Source organism: Streptomyces sp. NPDC027185, from assembly GCF_055567035.1.
This window is the reverse complement of sequence record NZ_JBVHRF010000001.1, coordinates 1,168,020-1,186,624: the sequence shown is the minus strand read 5'-3', so window position 1 is coordinate 1,186,624 and position 18,605 is coordinate 1,168,020. Positions and strand designations below refer to the sequence as shown.

General features: G+C 74.3%; 15 protein-coding genes. 11 read left to right on the top strand and 4 right to left on the bottom strand.

Annotation, left to right across the window (positions count from 1 at the left end; genetic code table 11):
- Window positions 1-47: 47 nt before the first annotated feature.
- Entirely contained in the window at window positions 48-191 is a 144-nt protein-coding gene (locus ACZ4M8_RS05095) for a hypothetical protein (RefSeq protein ID WP_467603358.1), read from the bottom strand.
- Between the two features lie 601 nt (window positions 192-792).
- Between ACZ4M8_RS05095 and ACZ4M8_RS05090 the strand changes: the two genes are divergently transcribed.
- Entirely contained in the window at window positions 793-1,947 is a 1,155-nt protein-coding gene (locus ACZ4M8_RS05090; RefSeq protein ID WP_467603356.1) for a uroporphyrinogen-III synthase, read from the top strand.
- Window positions 1,948-2,288: 341 nt separating this feature from the next.
- Here the strand turns inward: ACZ4M8_RS05090 and ACZ4M8_RS05085 are convergent, their stop codons facing one another.
- Complete coding sequence (locus tag ACZ4M8_RS05085; RefSeq protein WP_467603355.1) at window positions 2,289-3,065, bottom strand: class I SAM-dependent methyltransferase; 777 nt, start codon at window positions 3,063-3,065, stop codon at window positions 2,289-2,291.
- Window positions 3,066-3,416: 351 nt separating this feature from the next.
- Here ACZ4M8_RS05085 and ACZ4M8_RS05080 point away from each other — a divergent pair, with 351 nt between their 5' ends.
- The 4 genes from ACZ4M8_RS05080 to ACZ4M8_RS05065 all read left to right on the top strand — a co-directional run bounded on the left by ACZ4M8_RS05080 (window position 3,417) and on the right by ACZ4M8_RS05065 (window position 9,269).
- Window positions 3,417-4,034, top strand: coding sequence for a CGNR zinc finger domain-containing protein (locus tag ACZ4M8_RS05080; protein WP_467603354.1), 618 nt, complete (start codon window positions 3,417-3,419; stop codon window positions 4,032-4,034).
- 240 nt (window positions 4,035-4,274) lie between these two features.
- Window positions 4,275-6,758 carry a HelD family protein gene (locus ACZ4M8_RS05075; protein ID WP_467603352.1) on the top strand — a complete coding sequence of 828 codons (2,484 nt, stop codon included), beginning with the start codon at window positions 4,275-4,277 and terminating at the stop codon, window positions 6,756-6,758.
- Between the two features lie 442 nt (window positions 6,759-7,200).
- The gene (locus ACZ4M8_RS05070) at window positions 7,201-8,634 is read left to right on the top strand and encodes an NAD-dependent malic enzyme (RefSeq protein ID WP_467603351.1); all 1,434 of its coding nucleotides are present in this window, start codon (window positions 7,201-7,203) and stop codon (window positions 8,632-8,634) included.
- Between the two features lie 353 nt (window positions 8,635-8,987).
- Complete coding sequence (locus ACZ4M8_RS05065; RefSeq protein ID WP_004951951.1) at window positions 8,988-9,269, top strand: HU family DNA-binding protein; 282 nt, start codon at window positions 8,988-8,990, stop codon at window positions 9,267-9,269.
- A gap of 353 nt (window positions 9,270-9,622) precedes the next feature.
- Here ACZ4M8_RS05065 and murA read toward each other — a convergent pair whose 3' ends face one another.
- Window positions 9,623-10,969, bottom strand: a complete 1,347-nt coding sequence (gene murA / locus ACZ4M8_RS05060; RefSeq protein WP_399090276.1) for a UDP-N-acetylglucosamine 1-carboxyvinyltransferase — start codon at window positions 10,967-10,969, stop codon at window positions 9,623-9,625.
- A gap of 297 nt (window positions 10,970-11,266) precedes the next feature.
- Here murA and ACZ4M8_RS05055 point away from each other — a divergent pair, with 297 nt between their 5' ends.
- The gene (locus tag ACZ4M8_RS05055; protein WP_467603350.1) at window positions 11,267-11,941 is read left to right on the top strand and encodes a YqgE/AlgH family protein; all 675 of its coding nucleotides are present in this window, start codon (window positions 11,267-11,269) and stop codon (window positions 11,939-11,941) included.
- A gap of 71 nt (window positions 11,942-12,012) precedes the next feature.
- Here the strand turns inward: ACZ4M8_RS05055 and ACZ4M8_RS05050 are convergent, their stop codons facing one another.
- Window positions 12,013-13,302: a LysR family transcriptional regulator gene (locus tag ACZ4M8_RS05050; protein WP_467603349.1), complete on the bottom strand. Its 1,290-nt coding sequence runs from the start codon at window positions 13,300-13,302 to the stop codon at window positions 12,013-12,015.
- 241 nt (window positions 13,303-13,543) lie between these two features.
- Here ACZ4M8_RS05050 and ACZ4M8_RS05045 point away from each other — a divergent pair, with 241 nt between their 5' ends.
- The 5 genes from ACZ4M8_RS05045 (at window position 13,544) to ACZ4M8_RS05025 (ending at window position 18,598) form a co-directional block, all read left to right on the top strand.
- Window positions 13,544-14,725, top strand: a complete 1,182-nt coding sequence (locus tag ACZ4M8_RS05045; protein WP_467603347.1) for an MFS transporter — start codon at window positions 13,544-13,546, stop codon at window positions 14,723-14,725.
- The gene (locus ACZ4M8_RS05040; protein ID WP_467603346.1) at window positions 14,712-15,011 is read left to right on the top strand and encodes a DUF3039 domain-containing protein; all 300 of its coding nucleotides are present in this window, start codon (window positions 14,712-14,714) and stop codon (window positions 15,009-15,011) included. The genes ACZ4M8_RS05045 and ACZ4M8_RS05040 overlap by 14 nt, the downstream gene beginning before the upstream one ends.
- 331 nt (window positions 15,012-15,342) lie before the next feature.
- Window positions 15,343-16,641: an extracellular solute-binding protein gene (locus ACZ4M8_RS05035; protein ID WP_467603344.1), complete on the top strand. Its 1,299-nt coding sequence runs from the start codon at window positions 15,343-15,345 to the stop codon at window positions 16,639-16,641.
- A gap of 5 nt (window positions 16,642-16,646) precedes the next feature.
- On the top strand, window positions 16,647-17,603 hold the full coding sequence (locus tag ACZ4M8_RS05030; protein ID WP_467603482.1) for a carbohydrate ABC transporter permease: 957 nt from the start codon (window positions 16,647-16,649) through the stop codon (window positions 17,601-17,603).
- Window positions 17,600-18,598, top strand: a complete 999-nt coding sequence (locus ACZ4M8_RS05025) for a carbohydrate ABC transporter permease (protein ID WP_467603343.1) — start codon at window positions 17,600-17,602, stop codon at window positions 18,596-18,598. The genes ACZ4M8_RS05030 and ACZ4M8_RS05025 overlap by 4 nt, the downstream gene beginning before the upstream one ends.
- The last annotated feature ends 7 nt before the right edge of the window (window positions 18,599-18,605 follow it).

Sequence of the window (18,605 nt, the reverse complement as noted above, 5' to 3'; positions counted from 1 at the left end):
CGTCCGTCCCGTACGGGTCCGGGAGCGTCCCCTACGGGATGTGCCGCTCAGCGGAACAGTTCGCGGAGCCTGCGGTAGCTCTCCGTCAGCGAACCGGCGGTCTGCCGCAGTGACCGGACGAGATGGCCGACGGCGAACCAGCCGAGGAACACCACGGCGAGGACGACGACCGCCCACTCCCACCACTGCATGCGCTTCCCCCGGTGTGCGGAGACCGACCGGGCGCTCCGGTCAGCCGGTCCGACCGGCCGGTCCGGCGGGTCCGGGCCGATCGCGGAGGGAGTCTACCGGCCCGCCCGTGCGCCGCCGGTGCCCGTTTTTCCCTGGTTTTCAGGGGAATTGCCGGGGCGTCGGCCGTGGCGGATGAGGGCGGGGCGTCCGGGGAACGCTTGCCCCGGACGGTGCCCGGCGACGCTCCCCGGCGGTGTTCCGCCACGAGCGGGTCGTATACATCCGGTGTGGCGCACGGTGGTCCCCGGGCCCGTGGTGCGGGGGAGGGGCGGGTGGCGGTGCCGGTCGCGGCAATCGTCCCGTAACAGGTGGGAAATCCCGGTGGTCCGTGGCCGACATGAGACGTTGGCAGACTCGGGGGCCCGGTGCCGCCCGAGCCGCGGCGGGGCCGGCGGCGGACGGGGATCACACGATGCGGGGCGGAACGGGACGACGGACATGGACGAGGCGCAGCGGGAGACGGGGACGGACGCGGGGACCGGCGGGGCCGGGGGCGGAGCGGGCTCCGGCCCGTGCGGTGCCGACGGGGCGAGTGGCGCCGCGGCGGATGGTGCCGGCGGGGTGAGCGGTGCCGGCGGGGCGGGTGAGGCGCCGCCGCTGGCCGGGTTCGCCGTCGGGGTGACCGCGGCGCGGCGGGCCGAGGAGCTGGGGGCGCTGCTGGAGCGGCGCGGCGCGCAGGTGGTGTACGCACCGGCGCTGCGGATCGTGCCGCTCGCCGACGACTCCGAGCTGCTGACCGCCACCCGCGCCCTGCTCGCGCATCCGCCGGACGCCGTCATCGCGACCACCGGCATCGGGTTCCGCGGCTGGATCGAGGCGGCCGAGGGCTGGGGTCTGGGCGAGGCGCTGCTGGACCGGTTGGCCCGGGTGGAGCTGCTGGCGCGCGGCCCGAAGGTGCGCGGTGCGGTCCGGGCCGCCGGACTGCGGGAGAAGTGGTCACCGGCGTCCGAGTCGATGGCGGAGGTCCTCGACCGGCTGCTGGCGGACGGGGTGCGCGGGCAGCGGATCGCGGTCCAGCTGCACGGTGAGCCGCTGCCCGGTTTCGTCGAGGCGCTGCGGGCGGCCGGGGCGGAGGTGGTCGGGGTGCCGGTCTACCGCTGGTTGCCGCCGGAGGATCTGGGGCCGGTGGACCGGCTGCTGGACGCGCTGACCGGGCACGGGCTGGACGCGGTGACGTTCACCAGCGCTCCGGCGGCCAGTTCGCTGCTGCGCCGGGCGGCGGAGCGCGGGATGCGGGACGCGGTGGTGGCGGCGCTGGTGCGGGAGGTCCCGGCGGTGTGCGTGGGGCCGGTCACCGCGCTGCCGCTCCAGGAGTACGGCATCCCCACGCTCCAGCCCGAACGGTTCCGGATCGGGCCGCTGGTGCAGCTGCTGTGCCGGGAGCTGCCGGGCCGGGCGCGGCGGTTGCCGGTGGCCGGGCGGCGGCTGGAGATCCGGGGCCGGGCGGTACTGCTCGACGGTGTGCTGCGGCCGGTGCCGCCGGCCGGGATGGCGCTGCTGCGGGCGCTGGCCGGACGGCCGGGCTGGGTGGTCCCCCGCGCCGAGCTGCTGCGCGTACTGCCCGGCGCCGGGCGGGACGAGCACGCGGTCGAGACGGCGATGGCCCGGCTGCGGACGGCCCTGGGTGACCCGAAGCTGATCCACACGGTCGTCAAACGCGGCTACCGGCTGGCGCTCGACCCGCACGCGGACACGGACAAGTACGGGGGCGCGTAGGGGCGCCGCTCCGGCTGCGCGGCCCTGACGCGGGGGAAGCCCCGGTCTCGGGGGGGGGCGGGCGATGGCCTCACGGGGGCGGCTTTCCCCTCACGGGACGGGCCTCACGAGTTCACGAGTTCTCACGGCGTTCCTCGGGGCCGTGCGGCCCGGCTCCGGCCCGCAAGGGGCGGATTGCGCCCCCTACGGGACGCCGTCCCTCCCGTACGGGATCGGGGGGATTTCCCTACGGGAGGGACGACGGTTCTCAGGGGGCCGGGCCCGGTGCCTCGCGGGCGCGGCCCTCGGGGGCGGCGCCCGCCATCCGTGAGGGAGGCCGCGGCCCCGCCCCGGCCCCGGTCTCACTCCGGATTCGTCACCCGGATCTTGGACTGGCCGTGCTTGCGGGTCTCCCAGTCGTCCATGAAGCGGGCGCGGAGACCGTGCTTCTCCGCGAGGCGGATCAGCGTCTCGGTGCGGTAGTAGAAGTCCTCGCGCAGCACCTGGTGTTCGGCGCCCTCGGTACGGTCGAAGGTGAAGTCGAAGAAGCCGCCGGGCGCCAGGACACGGCCGACGTGCGCGAAGCATTCGTCGATGACGGGGAGCGGCGAGTGCGAGAAGACGCTGTGCGCGTGGACGACGTCGAAGTGGCCGGACGGCAGGAAGTCCAGCTTCAGGTCCTGGACGATCGTCAGGTGCGGCAGCTTGTCCTGGAGTTCGTAGGTGGTCAGGGTCTGCTTCGCGGAGATCAGGATGTCCGGCGAGATGTCGATGCCGTAGTAGTGGCCGGGGTCGAGGTGGGCGATGAAGCGCCAGCCGGCCCGGAGGTTGCCGCAGCCTATGTCGAGCATCCGGTGCTGCGGCGTCAGCCCGTGTTCCGTGAGGTAGTCGAACTGCATCTGCCCGAGCGCCAGCCACCGTTCGTGGGTGCGGCTGCCCACCGCCGCCTCCGGGTTGCGGCCCGCGTCGGACGCCATCACGGCGCGGTAGTAGGCGACGTGCCCGGGGTGGCGCAGCCGCAGCCAGGTGTCACGCGCGGTGCGCCGGACGTACGGGGCGATCTTCGCCGGGTTGCGGACCGCGTAGCCGACCTTGTGGGACAGGCTCGACCGGTTGGTGTGCAAAGGGGTGCGCGACATGGTGACCTTCGTCCTTCGGATGCGGGCGGGCCGACCGGGCGCCGGTCGGCGACACGGCATGCCCGGCCGGGCGGAAACAGGGGCTTTCCGCGACGCCACGGCCGGACTGTACATCAGCTGTATACGCGGAATGTATAGATCGACGCGTGCGGCGACACCTCGCGCGCGGGAGCGTCAACGGTCTTGTGTGTCCGGTCTGTTCGCCGTACGGGAGAGGGGGCGGGGCGCGGCAGGGGTGCGGGCCGGCCCCGCCGGGCGGGCCCGGCCGCCCCGGCGCGGTGGGTGACGGCGGCCCGCGGCGCCGGGCACCCTGGAAGACGCATCCTCGATTCCGAAGGAGTGATCAGGAGCATGGCGGCGCCTGACGAGGGCCTGCGGTTCGACTGCGGGCGGATCTGCCTGGACCTGCTGGCCACCTCCGGCCCGCCGGGCGAACTCCTCACCGGACCCGAGCAGTTGAAACGCTGGCTGACCGGCTCCGGTGTGGTCCCCGCGGATACCGCGCTGGACGGGGTCAACAGTCGCTGGGTGGCGCGTTTCCGGGGGTTACGGGAGGTGGTGCGGCGGGTCCTGCACGCCGAACTGACCGGCGGCGACGCCGTGATCGATCTGGACCTGCTCAACGCCACCGCCGCGGCCGCCGGCCCGCCCGCCGTCCAGGCCGTCCGCGGCCCGGACGGCGCCCTCGCCCCGCGGCTCGCCCGCCCGGCCGACCGCGCCGCGCTGCTCGCCGCCGTCGCCCGCGACGCCGTCGACCTCCTCACCGACCACGCCACCCGGGACCGGCTGCGCCGCTGCGAGGGCGCCCGCTGCCGCCTCCTCTTCCTGGACACCTCCCGCGGCCGGCGCCGCCGCTGGTGCTCCAGCGGCGTCTGCGGCAACCGCGAACGCGTCGCCCGCCACCGCAGACGAGCGGCGGACCGGGGCGCCCGCCCGGCGCCCCCGCGGGGGGACGGCACCGGAGACTGAGCCGGGACGGACCGGAAGCGAGCGGGAGCCCGGCCGCCGCAGGGCAGCCCGGCCCCGGTAGCCGCCCCGGAAGACGACCCCGGGCGGGCCCGCCCCCGGCGGCACCCGACAGGCCCCGCGAACCCGGCCCGCCCCGCCCCACCAGCCCCTCCCCGCCCGGCGCGCGGGGGATCGGATGCGTACGGTGCCCGGGTCGCGTACGGTTGACGGCTGCCCTACGCACACCAGAAGGGGGCCTGGGTGGCCGCGCAGAACGCCACGCACGCACCGGATCACACGCCGGAGCACACTTCTTCGGACGCCGTCGCCCCGGAGCCCGCCGCGGACTCCGGCTCCGCCGCCGCGCCCGCCGGGCTCCGCGAGCGGGAGATCGCCGCGGAGCAGACGCACCTCGACCGGGTCTACCGGCGCCTGGAGGAGAAGATCCACGAGGCGGAGTTCCTCATGGACGACGCCGCCAAGCGCGGTCAGGTCGGCACGCCCGGCGCGTTCGCCGAGCGCGACGCCCAGGTCTTCCAGGCGGGCGTCCACCTCAACCGGCTCAACTCCGAGTACGAGGACTTCCTCTTCGGCCGGATCGACCTGCTCCCCGGCAAGGACGGCAAGAAGGGCCCGGACGGCGCCTTCACCTCCGTCGAGCCCGCCGACGGCGCCGTCACGAACGGCCGCGCCGCCATCGCCGAGACGCTGCACATCGGCCGCCTCGGCGTCCTCGACGCGGACTACTCACCGCTGGTCATCGACTGGCGCGCCCCGGCCGCCGCCCCCTTCTACCGGGCCACGCCCGTCGCGCCGGGCCGGGTCGTACGCCGCCGCGTCATCCGCTCCAAGGGCCGCCGCGTCCTGGGCGTCGAGGACGATCTGATGCGCCCGGACGTCACCGCCACGCTCGGCGGCGAGGAGCTGGCCGTCATCGGCGACGGCGCCCTGATGGCCGCGCTGGGCCGGGCCCGCAGCCACACCATGCGCGACATCGTCGCCTCCATCCAGGCCGAACAGGACCTGGTCGTCCGGGCGCCCGCCGCGTCCGTCACCGAGGTCGAGGGCGGCCCCGGCACCGGCAAGACCGCCGTCGCCCTGCACCGCGCCGCCTACCTCCTCTACCAGGACCGCCGCCGCTACGCGGGCGGCATCCTCATCGTCTCGCCGACCCCGCTGCTCGTCGCGTACACCGAGGGCGTCCTGCCGTCCCTGGGTGAGGAGGGCCAGGTCGCGATCCGCGCCCTCGGCTCCCTCGTCGACGGCGCCGAGGCGACCGCCTACGACCCGCCGGACGTGGCCCGGATCAAGGGCTCCGGCCGGATGCAGAAGCTGCTGCGCAAGGCGGCCCGCGGCGCCCTCGACGCGGCGGCCCCCGCCCCGGCCCCGGACGGCGGCACCCAGCTCTCCTTCCCGGACGAGGACGCCGCGCCGGCCCCGGCCGGTCCGCCGGACCGGCTCCGCGTGGTGGCCTTCGGCGCCCGTATCGAGCTGGACGCCGCCGACCTGGGCCGTGTCCGCCGCACCGCCCTCGGCGGCACCGCCCCCGTCAACCTCCTCCGCCCGCGCGCCCGGCGGCTCCTCCTGGACGCCCTGTGGACGAAGTCCGGCGCCGGCCGCCGCTACTTCGACCCGGAGCTGGCCGCCGAGGCGCGCGCCGGCTTCGACGAGGACGTCAGCACCGAGCCGGTCTTCCAGGAGTTCCTGGACGCCTGGTGGCCGGAGCTGACCCCGCGCGGGGTGCTCGCCGCGATGGCCGACGAGCGCACCCTCGGCCGCTGGGCGCGCCGCGTCCTGACCCCGCGCGAGGTCCGGAAGCTGGCCCGTTCCCTCGGCCGCCTCGACGCCCGGGGCGAGGGCCCGCTCTCCGTCCACGACGTGGCGCTCCTCGACGAACTCCAGCTGATCCTCGGCGCCCCGGCCCGTCCGGCCCGCCCCCGCGAGGCCGACCCGCTGGACCAGCTCACCGGTCTGGAGGAGCTGACCACGGCCGCCGACCGCGGCCCCTCCGGCCGCAGCCGCCGTGAGCGTCTGGAGGAGGAGCGCACCGACTACGCCCATGTGATCGTCGACGAGGCGCAGGACCTCACGCCGATGCAGTGGCGGATGGTCGGCCGCCGTGGCCGCCACGCCACCTGGACGGTCGTCGGCGACCCGGCCCAGTCGTCGTGGTCCGACCCGGACGAGGCCGCCGAGGCGCGTGACGAGGCGCTGGGCACCCGCCCCCGCCGCCGCTTCCGGCTCACCGTCAACTACCGCAACCCGGCCGAGATCGCCGAGCTGTCCGCGAAGGTCCTGGCGCTGGCGATGCCCGGAACGGCGGCGCCGGAGGCGGTCCGTTCGACGGGCCTGCGGCCGCGGTTCGCGGTGGCTTCCCCGGACGGCCGGGGCGCCGCGGCCCTCGACGCGGCGCTGGCCGCCGCCACCACCGAGGAGGCCCGGCGGCTGCTGGCCGAGGTGGACGGCACCGTCGGCGTGGTCACCGCGATGGCCCGCCGCGAACAGGCCCGCGCCTGGCTGGCCCCGCTCGGCGACCGCGTCGTCGCCCTCGGCTCCCTGGAGGCGAAGGGGCTGGAGTACGACGCGGCGCTGGTGGTCGCGCCCGCCGAGATCGCCGACGAGTCCCCGGCCGGCCTGCGGGTGCTCTACGTCGCCCTGACCCGCGCCACCCAGCGGTTGACGGTCCTCTCCGGCGACCGCGACGAGCCGGACGCCGACGGGGTCCCCGACCTGCTCCGCGACTGACGTCCGGGCCCGGCCGGGCCCCGCCGCGGCGAAAGGCGGCGGCCACGGGATTCGCTTTCCGGGAGGGTTTGTTAGCCTTGTCCGTGGCACCGGCCCGATCCAAGCCCCCGGGCCCAACCATCGTCGCTACGAGCGACCACTTGCCGCGAGGCGAGCATGGCGGGTCGGTGTCTCAGACCGCGTGACGGGCGCTCCTCCTCCGGGAGGGGCGCCCGTTGCCGTTCCCGGCACGGGAGGAGCCCACCCCGCCCCGGGCCGGAAACCGTCCTGCCGACGCCCCTTCCGCCCGGCGAATCTCTCTCGTATGGTGGAAGTGTCTTTCCGGAATATAGGGCTGGTTACCGTGTACCGGCTGGTAGGTGGGACGATCGGACGATGCGCAGGGCATCCGCGCTCCTGGGACAGCGCATAGGGAAACAAGGGAAAGCAGAGGAAGTCGGCCATGGCAACGGCGCCTAGCGTCTCGTATTCGATGACGGTGCGACTGGAAGTTCCCGCGAGCGGCACCGCCGTCAGCCAGCTCACCACGGCCGTGGAGTCCTCCGGCGGGTCGGTCACCGGCCTCGACGTGACCGCGTCCGGCCACGAGAAACTCCGGATCGACGTCACCATCGCCGCGACGTCCACCGCGCACGCCGACGAGATCGTCGGCAAGCTGCGCGGCATCGAGGGCGTCTCGCTCGGCAAGGTCTCCGACCGTACGTTCCTGATGCACCTCGGCGGCAAGATCGAGATGTCGTCGAAGCACCCCATCCGCAACCGTGACGACCTCTCCATGGTCTACACGCCCGGCGTCGCCCGCGTCTGCCAGGCCATCGCCGACAACCCCGAGGACGCCCGCCGCCTGACCATCAAGCGCAACAGCGTCGCCGTGGTCACCGACGGCTCCGCCGTCCTCGGCCTCGGCAACATCGGCCCCAAGGCCGCGCTGCCGGTCATGGAGGGCAAGGCCGCCCTGTTCAAGCGCTTCGCCGGTATCGACGCCTGGCCGATCTGCCTGGACACCCAGGACTCCGACGCCATCGTGGAGATCGTCAAGGCCATCGCGCCGGGCTTCGCGGGCATCAACCTGGAGGACATCTCCGCGCCCCGCTGCTTCGAGATCGAGGCCCGGCTGCGCGAGGCCCTCGACATCCCGGTCTTCCACGACGACCAGCACGGCACCGCCATCGTCGTGCTCGCCGCCCTGACCAACGCGCTGCGCGTGGTCGGGAAGGCCATCGGGGACGTCCGCGTCGTCATGTCCGGTGCGGGCGCCGCCGGTACGGCCATCCTCAAGCTGCTGATCGCCGCCGGGGTCAAGCACGCCGTCGTCGCCGACATCCACGGCGTCGTCCACGCGGGCCGCGAGGACCTGGTCTCCGCCGACCCGGACTCCCCGCTGCGCTGGATCGCCGACAACACCAACCCCGAGGGCGTCACCGGCACCCTCAAGGACGCCGTCGTCGGCGCGGACGTCTTCATCGGCGTCTCCGCCCCCGACGTCCTGGACGGCGACGACGTCGCGAAGATGGCCGACGGCGCGATCGTCTTCGCGCTGGCCAACCCGGACCCGGAGGTCGACCCGGCCATCGCCCGGCAGACCGCCGCCGTCGTCGCCACCGGCCGCTCCGACTTCCCCAACCAGATCAACAACGTGCTGGTCTTCCCGGGTGTCTTCCGCGGTCTGCTGGACGCCCAGTCCCGTACGGTGAACACCGAGATGATGCTGGCCGCGGCCCGCGCCCTCGCCGACGTCGTCCAGGAGGACGAGGTCAACCCGAACTACATCATCCCGAGCGTCTTCAACGACAAGGTCGCGGGCGCCGTGGCCGGTGCGGTGAAGGACGCCGCGAAGGCCGGGGACCCGGCTGTGACGGCCACCACTGCACTCTGACGCCCCACGGGGCCTTTCGGGCACGGCGCGTCGCGGACGGGCCACGCCGGGCGGCCCCTAGGGTGGCGGACGGCAACCGGCCGGCCACCACGCGTGGCGGCCTCCGAGCGGTTACGGGTGCGGAACGTCACGCCGACCGGGGCGCCGGCGCTTTCCGTGTGACCCGCCAGGGTGCCGGATTGGCTTTACCGCCGCAGGTGGGGGCAGGATGCGTAACCGGGCGCGAGGGTCTGGCAGCAGACCCGGGTCCGGGGACTGTCCGAGGGCCCTGGCAGCATCGGCTTCGCTGTGCCCGAGACGCGGCTTCGGCCGCGGGGCACGCCCATTGGCAAGAAGAACACGGGAGTACAAAAATGAACCGCAGTGAGCTGGTGGCCGCTCTGGCCGATCGTGCCGAGGTGACCCGCAAGGACGCCGACGCCGTTCTGGCCGCCCTCGCCGAGACCGTCGGTGAGGTCGTCGCCAAGGGCGACGAGAAGGTCACCATCCCCGGCTTCCTGACCTTCGAGCGCACCCACCGTGCCGCTCGCACCGCTCGTAACCCGCAGACCGGCGAGCCGATCCAGATCGCCGCCGGCTACAGCGTGAAGGTCTCCGCGGGCTCCAAGCTCAAGGAAGCCGCCAAGGGCAAGTAAGCCCCCAGCAGGCATCGCAAGGGCGGCCGCCCCCTCTCCGGGGCGGCCGCCCTTCGTCGTCCCCGCAGACGGCCCGGCCGCCTCGCCGGAGCGCCGGTACGCACGCCCGTGGTGTGCTCCCGGGCATATGCACCCCTGTGCGCCCGTACGCGCCCCGCTGCGGACCTGACGGACGGACCCGGGGAAAGAGGGACGGACCGGCGCCGGACCGCCGTCAGCGGGGCGGAGACGGCGACGGACGCGGAGGGCGGCCGGGCCCGGCCGCCCGAAGGCCGCCCGCCGGGCCCGGCAACGCGAAGGCCGCCCCGGCTCCGTACGGGAGCGGGGGCGGCCTTCGCGCGGTGCGGCGGGCGTCAGTCCTGCGGGCCGCCGTTCGGCAGCTCGACCTTGGCGCCGAGGCTGACGAGCTTCTCCATGAAGTTCTCGTAGCCGCGGTTGATCAGGTCGATGCCGTGCACCCGGGACGTGCCCTGGGCGGCGAGCGCCGCGATCAGGTACGAGAAGCCGCCGCGCAGGTCGGGGATGACCAGGTCGGCGCCCTGGAGCTTGGTCGGTCCGGAGACGACCGCGGAGTGCAGGAAGTTGCGCTGCCCGAAGCGGCAGGCGGAGCCGCCCAGGCACTCGCGGTAGAGCTGGATGTGCGCGCCCATCTGGTTGAGCGCCTCGGTGAAGCCCAGGCGCGACTCGTACACCGTCTCGTGGACGATCGACAGGCCCGACGCCTGGGTCAGCGCGACGACCAGCGGCTGCTGCCAGTCGGTCTGGAAGCCGGGGTGGACGTCGGTCTCCAGCGCGATGGCGTCCAGCGAGCCACCCGGGTGCCAGAAGCGGATGCCCTCGTCGTCGATCTCGAAGGCGCCGCCGACCTTGCGGAAGGTGTTCAGGAACGTCATCATCGAGCGCTGCTGGGCGCCGCGGACGTAGATGTTGCCCTCGGTGGCCAGCGCGGCGGACGCCCAGGAGGCGGCCTCCAGGCGGTCCGGGATGGCGCGGTGGGTGTAGCCGTCGAGCTTGTCGACACCGGTGATCCGGATGGTCCGGTCGGTGTCCATCGAGATGATCGCGCCCATCTTCTGGAGCACGCAGATCAGGTCCTCGATCTCCGGCTCCACCGCGGCGTTGGACAGCTCGGTGACGCCCTCGGCCAGGACGGCGGTCAGCAGCACCTGCTCGGTCGAGCCGACCGACGGGTACGGCAGCCGGATCTTGGTGCCGCGCAGCCGCTGCGGGGCCTCCAGGTACTGCCCGTCGGCGCGCTTCTCGATCGTCGCGCCGAACTGCCGCAACACGTCGAAGTGGAAGTCCACCGGACGGCCGCCGATGTCGCAGCCGCCCAGACCCGGGATGAAGGCGTGGCCGAGGCGGTGCAGCAGCGGGCCGCAGAACAGGATCGGGATCCGCGAGGAACCGGCGTGCGCGTCGATGTCGGCGACGTTGGCGCTCTCGACGTGCGAGGGGTCGAGGACCAGCTCACCGGGCTCCTCGCCGGGCCGCACGGTGACGCCGTGCAGCTGGAGCAGGCCGCGCACCACGCGGACGTCGCGGATGTCGGGCACGTTGCGCAGCCGGCTGGGGCCACTGCCGAGCAGGGCCGCGACCATGGCCTTCGGTACGAGGTTCTTCGCACCGCGAACCCGGATCTCGCCCTCCAGCGGGGTGCCGCCGTGGACAAGCAGTACGTCGTCAGTAGAGACGGTCATGGATCTCGCGTTCCTGGAGACGGGCAGGGCCAAGGAGAAATGGTAAGGGGGCCGGAGGGGGTGTCCCTAGGCACGAGTGGGCCTCCGGCATGTAAGGGCTTTGTCACAACACGCTCGGTTGCGATCATTCTTTGCTTTGTAATCACCAATTGGCCAAAAAAGAGGCCAATTGTCTTGAATGTGATGTCGGGCGTGGGGTGGTGTGCGCCGGTGCTGCCGCCGTACGCCCTGCCCTGCACTCGCACAGGTGTGGGCATCGACTCCCCGCTCCGGCCCGAAGTGCGGGATCATGGCGCCATGACCGAGGCGTCCTCGCTCACAGGCCGGCTGCTCGTCGCGACGCCCGCGCTCGCCGACCCGAACTTCGACCGCGCGGTGGTGCTGCTCCTCGACCACGACGAGGAGGGCTCCCTCGGCGTGGTCCTCAACCGGCCCACCCCGGTGGGCGTCGGCGACATCCTCGCCCCATGGGCGGCGCTCGCGGGCGAGCCCGGCGTGGTCTTCCAGGGCGGCCCGGTGTCGCTGGACTCCGCGCTCGGCGTGGCCGTCATGCCCGGCGGGCTCGCCGGCGCCGACGACGTGCCCACCCTGGAGAGCGGCGTACGGCCCGGACGGGGCCAGGCCACCGCCGCCGGACCGCGCCCGGACGACGCCCGGCCCGGCGCCGCGCCGGGTGAGGAGCCCCCCGGATGGCGGCGGGTGCACGGCGCGATCGGCCTGGTGGACCTGGAGACCCCGCCGGAGCTGCTCGCCACCGTCCTGGGCAGCCTGCGGATCTTCGCCGGGTACGCGGGCTGGGGGCCGGGGCAGTTGGAGGACGAACTCTCCGAGGGCGCCTGGTACGTCGTCGACTCCGAGCCGGGCGATGTCTCGTCCCCCGACCCCGAGGGGCTGTGGCGCGCGGTCCTGCGCCGCCAGCGCAACGAACTCGCGATGGTCGCCACGTATCCGGACGACCCGTCGCTGAACTGAGGCCCGCGGTCCGGCCCGCTCGTGGGCCGGGCTGCTCGCCGGTCCCGCCGGTGACCTCGCCGGTCCGTCCGTCAGCTCGGGGGTTCGGGGGCTGAGGCGGGGCGGGCCAGGGTGAGGAAGCGCTCCGCCAGGGGGTGGGCGCCGCGTTCGGGGACGGCCAGGCGGACGGTGACCGGCGGGGCGTTCTTCAGGCGTACGTAGCGGATGCCGGGGTGGGTGTGGCGGCGGGCGAGGGAGTCGGGGGCGACTCCGACGCCGTGGCCGGCGGCGACCGCCTCCAGCCATTCGTCGACGTTCCCGGCGGTGCAGGCCAGGCGGGGCCGCCGTCCCTCGGGCCACAGTTCGGGGCCGGTGGAGCCGGTGACGGTGTTGACCACCAGCGGCAGCCGGGCCAGTTCCGTCCAGTCCAGGACCCGGCGCCGGGCGAGGGACCGCAGCGCCTCGGTGTCGGCGTCGCCGCCGGGGCCCCGGCCCGCCGTACCGGGGACGGCGCGGGCCAGCGCGGCGACCCGGGGCTCGTGCAGCAGGACGGTGGTGCGGACGGCGGCGCCGCGCGGGAGGGCGCCGCGGACCACGGCGACGTCGGCCTCCCCGCTCTCCAGCCCGGCGAGCGGGGCGTCCCGCCGGACGAGGCGTACGCCGGTGCCGGTGGCGGCGGTGAAGCGGGAGGTCAGGTCGGTGCAGGCGGTGGGCAGCAGGGAGGTGAAGCCGAGCCGCAGCGGCGCGGCCCGCGCGGGGGCCCGCAGGGCGGCGGCCAGCCGGGGCAGCAGCGGCGCCAGGTCGGCGTGGAGCCCGCGGCCCGCGGCGGTCAGCTCCACCCGGCGGGTCGTACGGTCCAGCAGCCGGGCGCCGAGCGCCGTTTCGAGCGCGCGGACGGTACGGGTCAGCGCGGGCTGCCCGATCCGCAGCCGGGCCGCCGCATAGGTGAAACTCCGCTCCTCGGCGACCGCGAGAAACCCCCGCAGGTGCCGCAACTCGATACCGGAACACCCGTCGAGGGCACCGAGCGCGTCCAGGGCGTCGGGGACGGGAGAGGCCGTGACTCCGGCCTCCGGGGAGAGGTCGGGGCCGGGGCCGGGGTCAGGGGAGAGGTCGGGGCCGGGGTCGGGGCCGGGCGCCGGTGCGGCCTCCGGACTCGGGGCGCCGGTACCGGCGGGGCAGGGGTGAGGTGTGGGGCCGGAGGTGCGCGGCGGGGCGGCCGGAGCCGTACGCGTCCCGGTGCCGTCCGGTCCGCCCGCCGGCGGGATGCGGTCGGCCCTGGCCGCTGCCGGTTCCCCGGTCACCGGCCCCCTGCCCGCCGGGGCGCCGGCCCCCGTGTCGTACCGCCCCGCCCCGTGCGGGTGCTCGGTGGCCCCGGTCATCGTGTCGCTCCCTGCCTTCCGCCGTCTCTTCCGCGGGGGCGGGCCGGGTCCTGCTCCGGTCGCCCGGCCCGCCTCGCCGATCTATGCCTCACCAGCATAAATAGCTGCTCGCGGGCATTTCCGGGGCTATCCGGAGAGTGCCTACGTTTCCCCGGTCGGTGCGTGGTGCCGATCGCCGGCCGGTCCGTGGCCGGGCCGCTTCCGGGTGACATCCCGGTGTGAGAGGGGAGTTGAGCGCGCGGTGCGCAAAGTGGGACTGCTGATGCTGGGGGCGTTCACGCTCGGACTGGACGCCTATGTGATGGCCGGGCTGCTTCCGGTGATCGCCGCGGACACCGGTACCCGGGTGGCGCTGGCCGGGCAGTTGGTGACGGCTTTCACCCTCGCCTACGCGCTGGCCGCGCCGCTGGTCGCCGGATTGCTCGCCGGGGTGCGGCCGCGCGCCCTGATCCTCGCCGCGCTGGCGCTCTTCACGCTCGGCAACGCCCTGACCGCCGTGGCCCCGACCCTGGGCACACTGCTCGGCGCGCGGATCGTCGCCGGTGCGGGCGCCGGGGTCTACGCGGCGCTCGCCACGGCGGCGGCCGCCGCGCTGGTGGGGCCCGAGCGGCGCGGCCGGGCGCTGGCGCTGGTGATGGGCGGGATGGGCACCGGCACCGTGCTCGGCGTACCGCTGGGCGTCCTGCTCGCCGAGCGCGCCGGGTGGCGCGCCACGATGTGGCTGGTCACCGCGTTGGGCGCGCTGGCGCTCGCCGGGCTGGCCGCGCTGCTGCCGCCGGTACCGGCCGGTCCCGCGGTGCCGCTGCGCGCCCGGTTGACCGCGCTCGCCGACCGTGCGGTGGCCCCCGTCGTCGGGGTGTCGTTCCTCGCGGCCGTCGCCAGCCTCGGGCTCTACACGTATCTGGCGCCGGTGCTCGCGGCGGCGGGCGGCGTCCGCGAGGTCACGCCGTACCTGTGGGCGTGGGGCGTCGGCGGGGTGCTGGGCAGTGTGGCCGCCGGACCGCTGGTGGACCGTACGGGCCGGGTGCGGGCGCTGGCCGGCGGGCTGCTGGTGGTGATCGTCGTGGCGCAGGCGCTGCTTCCGGTGGCGGCGCCGGTCGCGCTGCCCGCGGCGGCGGCGCTGCTGGTGGTCTGGGGTGCGGTCGGGTGGGCGTTCCAGGTGCCGCAGCAGCATCGGCTGCTGGCGCTGAGCGCGGAGCGCGGCACCGTCGCCCTGGCGCTCAACAACTCGGCGCTCTACCTGGGCTCCGCGGTCGGCTCGGCGCTCGGCGGTCTCGCGCTGTCGGCGGGGCTCGCGCCGTCCGCGCTGCCGTGGGCGGCGGCCGGGGTCGCCGCCGCCGGTCTGGGCCTCCACCTGGTGGGCGCCCGGCGCTCCCGGCACGCCGGGCGCCTGGGTACCCTTGGCGAGTATGAGCACTCTTGAGCCCGAGCCCGAGCGCGGGGCAGGAACGGGAACCCTCGTAGAGCCGACGCCGCAGGTGTCGAACGGTGACGGCGACCACGAGCGTTTCGCCCATTACGTCCAGAAGGACAAGATCATGGCGAGCGCGCTCGACGGCACCCCCGTCGTGGCGCTCTGCGGCAAGGTCTGGGTGCCGGGCCGCGACCCGAAGAAGTACCCGGTCTGCCCCATGTGCAAGGAGATCTACGAGTCCATGGGCGCCGGTGGCGACAAGGGCAAGGACGGCAAGGGCGACGGCAAGAAGTAGCCGGAGCCGCACACCGGCCCGATGCGGACGGTCAGCCCGCCGTCCGCCGGGCGCGGGCGGTGCGGACCGCCGCGCGGGGCCGGTGCGCCGCAGCAGACAGGGCCGAGGGCCCGGGTTCTTTCGTGAACCCGGGCCCTTCGCCGTGTCCGGGGGCGGGCGGTCCGGTGACGGGTGCGGCCCCGTGGCGTACGGGGCCGAGGGGCGGCGGACGGGGAGTGGTGGAGACCTCTGGCGAACCCTTGTCCGACCGGGCAACGCCCTTTAATCTCCTCAGAGTTGTGCACTGCGAAACGCCCGTTGCGTATGTTGCAACACTCTTGGAGGTCCCGTCATGCACCTCTCCCCCCGTCTGGCCGCCGCCGGAGCGGCGCTCGCCCTGACCGCTCTCACCGCCACGGCGTGCGCCCCGGCCACCTCGTCCGGCGCCGCCGGAGGCGACTCCCGCACCGGCACACTGCGGGTCTGGCTCTTCCGGGAGGTCGGCAACGCCCCCAAGGAGAAGGTGGTCCGGGAGGCCGTCGCCGATTTCACCGCCGCCCACAAGGGCGTGCAGGTCACCGTCGACTACATCCCCGTCGACACCCGCGCCCAGCGCGTCAAGGCCGCCTTCAACGACCCGTCCGGCGCCCCCGACGTCATCGAGTACGGCAACACCGACACCGCCGGATACGTCGCGGACGGCGGACTCGCCGATGTGACGAAGGAGTTCGGCGCCTGGCCCGAGGCGAAGGACACCGACCCCACCGCCCGGCGGTCGGTGACCGTGAACGGCAAGATCTACGGCGCCCCGCTCTTCGTCGGCGTCCGCGCCCTCTACTACCGCACCGACCTGTTCGAGGAGCTGAACCTCCGACCCCCGGCCACCCAGGACGAGATGGCCGCCGCCGCGCGGAAGATCCGGGCGGCCCACCCCGCGCTGTACGGACTCGCCGTCGGCGGCACGTACACCTACGGCGCACTGCCGTTCCTCTGGTCGGCCGGCGGCGCCCTCGCCACCGAGAAAGGCGGCACCTACACCGCCGCCCTCACCACCCCGGAGGCCAGGAAGGGCATCGCCGCGTACGCCGCGCTCTTCGGTGACGACAACTGCCCGGCGTCCAAGTGCGCCGGGATGAACGGCAACGACACCGTCACCGCCTTCGCTGCCGGACGCGCCGGAATGGCCATCGGCGGCGACTTCAACCACCGCGCCGTCGAAGCCGGCAAGGTCAAGGGGAAATACGGCGTCGTCCCGCTGCCCGGCCGGAAGGAGGGCGAGATCGCCCCGGCGTTCGCGGGCGGCAACAACATCGGCGTGCTGCGCAGCACCGCCCACCGCACCCTCGCCGTCGACCTGATGGAGCGGCTGGCCGGGAAGAAGGCGCAGCGCGGACTCTTCGACGCGATGGGCTTCCTGCCGACCTTCACCGACGTCCGCGCCGAGGCGGCGAAGCGGCGGCCGTACGTCAAGCCGTTCACCGACACCCTCGACGCCGGTGCGGAGTTCGTCCCCGTCACGCCGGGCTGGGCCACCGTCGACGCCTCGCTGGTGCTGCCCACGATGTACCAGCAGATCGTCAGCGGCCGCAAAAGCGTCGACGCGGCGGCAAGCGAGGCGGCCCGCGCCATGGACGGAGCCTTCCGCAAGTGACCCTCCTGCGCAGCGGGCCCCGCGCCGCCCGCGTCCGCCCCCGCGCCGCACCGCGCGGCCCCGCCCGGAGCCACGGCGGCTGGGCCCCGTGGCTCTACCTCGCCCCGGCGCTGGCCGTCCTCGGCGCGCTGCTGGTCTACCCGATCTACCAGCTCGGCCTGATCTCGTTCCTCGAATACACCCAGGCGCAGGTCAGCGGCGGCCGGCCGACGACCTTCCAGGGGCTGGGCAACTACGCCGCGCTCTTCGGCGACGGGGAGTTCTGGTCGGTCCTGCTCGCCACCGTGGTCTTCGCCGCGGCGTGCGTGCTCGCCACCCTCGCCACCGGCTGCGCGCTGGCCGTGCTGCTCACCCGGGTCCGGGCGCTGCCCCGGCTCGCCCTGATGCTCGCCGGGCTCGGCGCCTGGGCCACGCCCGCCATCACCGGCTCCACCGTCTGGCTCTTCCTCTTCGACCCGGACTTCGGCCCCGTGAACAAGGTGCTGACCGCCCTCGGGCTGAGCGGCTTCGCCGACTTCTCCTGGACGTACGACCGCTACACCGCCTTCGCGCTCGTCCTCCTGGAAGTCGTCTGGTGCTCCTTCCCGTTCGTCATGGTCACCGTCTACGCCGGGATCCGCGCCGTCCCCGCCGAGATCGTGGAGGCCGCGTCCCTGGACGGCGCCTCCGCGTGGCGGATCTGGCGCAGCGTCCTCGCGCCGATGCTGCGGCCGATCCTCGTCGTCGTCACGCTCCAGTCGGTGATCTGGGACTTCAAGCTCTTCACCCAGATCTATGTGATGACCGACGGCGGCGGTGTCGCCCGGCAGAACCTCGTCCTCAACGTCTACGCCTACCAACGGGCCTTCGCCTCCTCGCAGTACAGCCTCGGCGCGGCGATCGGCGTCGTCATGCTGCTGCTTCTGCTCGGCGTGACCCTCGTCTATCTGCGGCTGCTGCGCCGCCAGGGGGAGGAGCTGTGAGCCGACCGCACACCGGGGAGACCGGTACGGGCGGGGCTGCCCGGACGGCGCAGGACCGTGCTCCGCGGGCCGGTGGCCCGGCGGGCGGCGCGTCGCCGGTCCGCGCCGGCGGCACGGCCCGCGCCGCCGCTCCTCTCCGCCGCCGCCGTGGTCGCCGCCGCCCCTGGCGGCCGGCCGCCGAGACCGCGACGCTGCTGATCGCCGTCGTCGTCGCCTTCCCGCTCTACTGGATGGTGCTCTCCGCCTTCAAACCCGACGCCGAGGTGCAGTCGGACTCGCCGCGCCCCTGGACGCTCGCGCCCTCCCTCGACGCCTTCCGGCGCGTCTTCCAGCAGGAGGACTTCGGCCGCTACTTCCTCAACAGCCTCTTCGTCGCCGGAACGGTGGTGGTGGCCTCCGCGCTGATCGCCTTCCTCGCCGCCACCGCCGTGACGCGGTTCCGCTTCCGCTTCCGCACCACGCTGCTGATCATGTTCCTGATCGCGCAGACGGTGCCCGTCGAGGCGCTGACCATCCCGCTCTTCTTCCTGCTGCGCGACGTCGGCACCGCCGTGCCGGGCATCGGCCTGAACACGCTCGGCTCGCTGATCCTGCCGCACCTCGCCTTCTCGCTGCCGTTCGCCATCTGGATGCTGCGCGGCTTCGTCCGGGCCGTTCCCGAGAGCCTGGAGGAGGCCGCCGCGCTGGACGGGGCGAGCCGGGCCCGCTTCCTGTGGCGGATCCTCTTCCCGCTCGTCCTGCCCGGACTCGTCGCGACCAGCGTCTTCTCCTTCATCTCCACCTGGAACGACTTCCTCTTCGCCAAGTCGTTCCTGATCAGCGCCACCGAGAACTCCACCCTGCCGATGGCGCTGCTCGTCTTCTTCAAACCCGACGAGAACGACTGGGGCGGCATCATGGCCGCGTCGACCGTGATGACCCTCCCCGTCCTCGTCTTCTTCGTACTCGTACAGCGCCGGCTGGTCTCGGGCCTCGGCGGCGCGGTGAAGGACTGAAGGGTTC